The 4061-nt window shown below is 67.5% G+C and carries 5 protein-coding genes; 2 read left to right on the top strand and 3 right to left on the bottom strand.

Features of this window, described 5'->3' with window-relative positions; genetic code table 11:
* Window positions 1–640, top strand: a 640-nt coding sequence (locus AC1DY5_RS45150; protein WP_478120913.1) for a hypothetical protein, incomplete at its 5' end; no start/stop codon positions are given.
* Here AC1DY5_RS45150 and AC1DY5_RS45145 read toward each other — a convergent pair.
* Complete coding sequence (locus AC1DY5_RS45145; RefSeq protein ID WP_478120912.1) at window positions 601–1485, bottom strand: DUF6279 family lipoprotein; 885 nt, start codon at window positions 1483–1485, stop codon at window positions 601–603. The two genes, AC1DY5_RS45150 and AC1DY5_RS45145, sit on opposite strands and share 40 nt — an antisense overlap.
* On the opposite strand from AC1DY5_RS45145, the gene glmU reads away from it, so the two are divergent.
* Complete coding sequence (glmU, locus tag AC1DY5_RS45140; RefSeq protein WP_478120911.1) at window positions 1484–2920, top strand: bifunctional UDP-N-acetylglucosamine diphosphorylase/glucosamine-1-phosphate N-acetyltransferase GlmU; 1437 nt, start codon at window positions 1484–1486, stop codon at window positions 2918–2920. The genes AC1DY5_RS45145 and glmU overlap by 2 nt on opposite strands.
* A gap of 15 nt (window positions 2921–2935) precedes the next feature.
* Here glmU and AC1DY5_RS45135 read toward each other — a convergent pair whose 3' ends face one another.
* Complete coding sequence (locus AC1DY5_RS45135; protein WP_478120910.1) at window positions 2936–3415, bottom strand: IS110 family transposase; 480 nt, start codon at window positions 3413–3415, stop codon at window positions 2936–2938.
* Window positions 3416–3547: 132 nt separating this feature from the next.
* The gene (locus AC1DY5_RS45130) at window positions 3548–4027 is read right to left on the bottom strand and encodes an Lrp/AsnC family transcriptional regulator (protein ID WP_478120909.1); all 480 of its coding nucleotides are present in this window, start codon (window positions 4025–4027) and stop codon (window positions 3548–3550) included.
* Between the last annotated feature and the right edge of the window lie 34 nt (window positions 4028–4061).

Raw genomic sequence — 4061 nt, 5'->3', positions numbered from 1 at the left:
GCCCGCCGTCTTCTACCAGTTCCAGGGCGTCATCACGGTGTTCATCGTGTCGCTCTTCGGGAACGCCACGATGCTCGCAGAGGTCGGCGCCTTCGGTCGGCTCGCCATGATGCTCGTGGTTTTCGACCGGATCGCCGGCGTGCTGCTGTTTCCGGCGATCGCGCGGGCGCCGGACGGCGACGGCTTGCGGGCGCTGATCGTCAAGGGGCACCTGGCCTACCTCTGGATCATGGCGGGGGTGTTCTCGAGCGCGATCCTGTTCCCGCAGTACTGGATGCTGCTGCTCGGCCATCAGTACAAGGGCCGCGAATCGCTGGTGTGGATGGTTTTCCTGTCGGCGCTCCTGATGACCAGCGCGGGCTTCGCCTTTCGAACCGTCGCGGCGCGCGGGCACACGGTGCTGCAGACCTGGATCATTCCCTTCGTGCTGATGGTCCAGATCTCCTACATGTGGATCTTCGGCGCGAGCACCCTCCGCACGGTGCTGGGATTCGGCATCGCGACCAGTCTGGCCAATTTCCTCTACCAGTATGCGATGCTCGCCAACTGGTTCGTCGTCCAGCGACGCGCCCGGCGGGCCCTGAATCGGGATCCGGCGGCTCAGGGCGAGGCCGCCAGTTCCTGCAGATCGGACACGTAGGTTCGCAGCCGACGTTGTGCCTTCTCGCGCTGGCCGGAGGTGGTCTGGTTGTGAAGCGCCGCGAGGGTGCGGCAGGTCGCCTGCTGCCTCGCGAGCCGCCGGTCATTCTCCGGGCCGGGGGGTGGTTCGACCATGCGCATGGCATAGGCGCGGATGGCAGACCTGGCCTCCTGCGGGCGTGTCTTCTCGGCATTGAAGCGGCGCAGCAGCGCCAGCAGGTCGTGCTGGCGCGCCTTGCGTTCGGCATCCAGCGTGCGCGCGTCGAAGCCCGAAAGTGCCACTTGCTCGTGGAGCAGTTCGCGTTGTTCCGCGTCGAGCCGTCCGTAGAAGTCCTCGCTGCGGTCGAGGAACTGTTGGTAGCGCTTCTCGAGTTGCTGCGACCGGCTGCGAGCGAGCCAGTCCTTCTTGAAGTCGGCGTTGGTGTCGGCCATCTTGCGCGCGAGATGCTCCAACTGCGCCTCGCCGAGGCTGAGCGCCAGCTCGGTTCCGGCCAGCTCCGCGCGCTCCGCCAATGCCTGCACGCGAAGGCGGGCGGCATCGAACAGCGCGCAGGCCTGCTCAGGCCTCAGGTCCGAGGGGGCCAGCGCTTGTGCCTCCTGCAGCAGCTCGACGAGTTTCGGCAGTTCCTCGCGCCGGTGCCAGGCCAGCAGGCGGCGCAGTTCGTCGCGTACCCGCGGCGTCTGGGCGTCGTCGAAGTCGACGTAGCTGTCGAGCCACCAGTAGCTGATTTCGGGCAGATTGTTGTAGGCCAGTTGGATGGCGCTGCAGGCGGAGAGCAGGGTGGCCAGGGCGATGGCACCGATAATTCGCGCCAGTATTGCGCAACGTATTCGGGAAAGTGGCATGGATCAGATTCCGCAGGACAACCAGGAGCCTATCGACGTCGTCATCATGGCGGCCGGCAAAGGCACACGCATGAAGAGCAGCCTGCCCAAAGTGTTGCATCGATTGGGCGGGCGCGCGCTCGTGGCCCATGTGATCGATACCGCGGCCGGCATCGGTGCGCGCCACATCGTTGTCGTGACTGGCCATGGGGCGGCCGACGTCGAAGCCGCCCTCGAAGGCGCGCTGGCGGGCGCGACGCCCCGCTTCGCGCGCCAGATGCCGCAGCTCGGGACCGGCCATGCCGTGCAGCAGGCGGCCCCGCTCCTGCCCGACGACGGCACGGTGCTGGTGCTCTCGGGCGACGTGCCGCTGATCGGTAGCGAGACACTGCGCGCACTGGTGGCCCAGAGCGCCGGCCGGCGGCTGGCACTGCTGACCATCCAGGTCGACGACCCGAAGGGCTATGGCCGCATCGTGCGGCTGCACGGCGGCCCCGAGGCCGACGGCGAGGTCCAGTCGATCGTCGAGGAGAAGGACGCGACCGAGGCGCAGCGCACCATCCGCGAGATCTACAGCGGCGTGATGGCGGTCCCGGCGCGCCTGCTCAAGACCTGGCTGGCGCGATTGGACAACAAGAACGCGCAGGGCGAGTTCTACCTGACCGATGTCGTCGGCTTCGCCGCCGTGGACGGCGTGCCAGTGGTGGCGCACCGCACCGACGACGCGCTGCAGGTGGCCGGCGTCAACAGCCCCGCCCAGCTGGCGGCGCTCGAGCGCGCCTACCAGTTGCGGCAGGCCGAGGCGCTGATGGCGCAGGGCGTGCGGCTGGCCGACCCGGCGCGCTTCGACCTGCGGGGCACGCTGGCCTGCGAGTCGGACGTCGAGATCGATGTCAATTGCGTCTTCGAGGGCGCCGTGTCGCTCGGTGCGGACGTCCGCATCGGTGCCAACTGCGTGATCGCCAATGCGCGCATCGAGACCGGCGCGGTGATCCATCCCTTCACCCACATCGACGGCGAGCAGGCCGGCGTGACCGTCGGCGCCGGGGCCCTGGTCGGGCCGTTCGCGCGGCTGCGTCCCGGGGCCCGGCTGGGTGCCGAGGTGCACGTCGGCAACTTCGTCGAAGTGAAGAACTCGACCCTCGCGGCCGGCGCGAAGGCCAACCACCTGGCCTACCTGGGCGACGCCACGGTCGGCCAGCGGGTCAACTACGGCGCCGGCAGCATCACGGCCAACTACGACGGCGCCAACAAACATCGCACGATCATCGGCGACGACGTCCACGTGGGCAGCAACTGCGTGCTGGTGGCGCCACTCACGATCGGCGCCGGCGGCACCATCGGCGGCGGCTCGACCATCACCAAGAGCACCGAGCCCGGCGCACTCACGATCTCGCGTGCCAGGCAGGCCAGCTTCCCCGGCTGGAAGCGGCCGCAGAAGGCGCCCAAGCGCTAGAGGGGCCTGTACACCCTATTTCCGGGGATCGCGTTGCCGGGCGAAGGGGCTGGCTGCAAGGAGCCTGTGCGCAGCAAGGCTTTCGCCCTCGCGGGCTCGCGACAGATCGCGAATGGCCTCGTCATCCGGATCAGGAATCCACAGGGCGCTCAACTGCCCGGCGCGCGAGCACTCACCCAACTGCACGCTGTCGCGCCCATCAGTCTTCACGCGGTCGCCCGGACGCCGCGGGATCTGGGACGGCGCAATGATCTCGCAGACATAGCCCTTCGCCTGCAAGGCGCGTTGCAAACCGAAGCCCGTCGGGCCAGCTTCATACACATCGTGCAGATGCTCAGGCGTGCCGATCTTGCCCAGCACCTTGTGCAGCTGGTTCACGTCATGCTTGACCTTGCCGATCAAGCGCCCGGGCGCGCGGCCCGGCTCGGCCGCCGCCACGCTGATGCTGTCCTTGTGGACGTCCAAACCCACGTGAAGCTTGCTACGCTCTTCCATGGTCGGTCTCCTTGTTGCTGACGACGCAAGTCACAGCATGTAGCTCTACGTTTTTGGACGCAATCTACGATGTTGGAGACCGGCCGCCTACGTTGGGACGGCGACCATCATGTCTAGCCGGCGCGACGGGCCTCAGGCCGGCCCGGGCAGCGGCAGCTGCGGCGCGAACTTGGCGCGGTGGACGTTGAAGAAGGCCTTGACGTTGCGCACGTTGGCGTCGCTCGTGAAAAGTCGCTGCGCCAGCGCCTGGTAGCCGGGCATGTCGCGCACGGTGACGATCAGCACGAAATCGGGGCCGGGCGAAACGCGGTAGCACTGCTGCACCGCGTCGACCGGGGCCACTTGCCGCTCGAAAGCTTCCAGCGAGCCGGCGTCCTGCCGGTCGAGCGAGACTTCGATCACCGCGGTGAGCAGCGGACCGATGCGCGCCGGGTCCACGATCGCGACCTCGCTCTGGATCCATCCGCCTTCGCGCAGGCGACGCAGCCGCCTCAGGCAGGTGGGCGGCGAGATGTCGAGGCGCTCCGCCAGCGACTGGTTGCTTTCGGAGGTGTCGCGCTGCAAGGCGTCGAGCAGGCGGAGGTCCGTTTCGTCGAGGTCAATAGATTTCATAATCAAATGAATTATGAAATAAATAGATATAAGA

Source organism: Variovorax sp. P4_D9, assembly GCF_056401695.1.
Note: the sequence above shows the minus strand (reverse complement) of the source record. Positions and strands in the feature narration are given on the sequence as shown.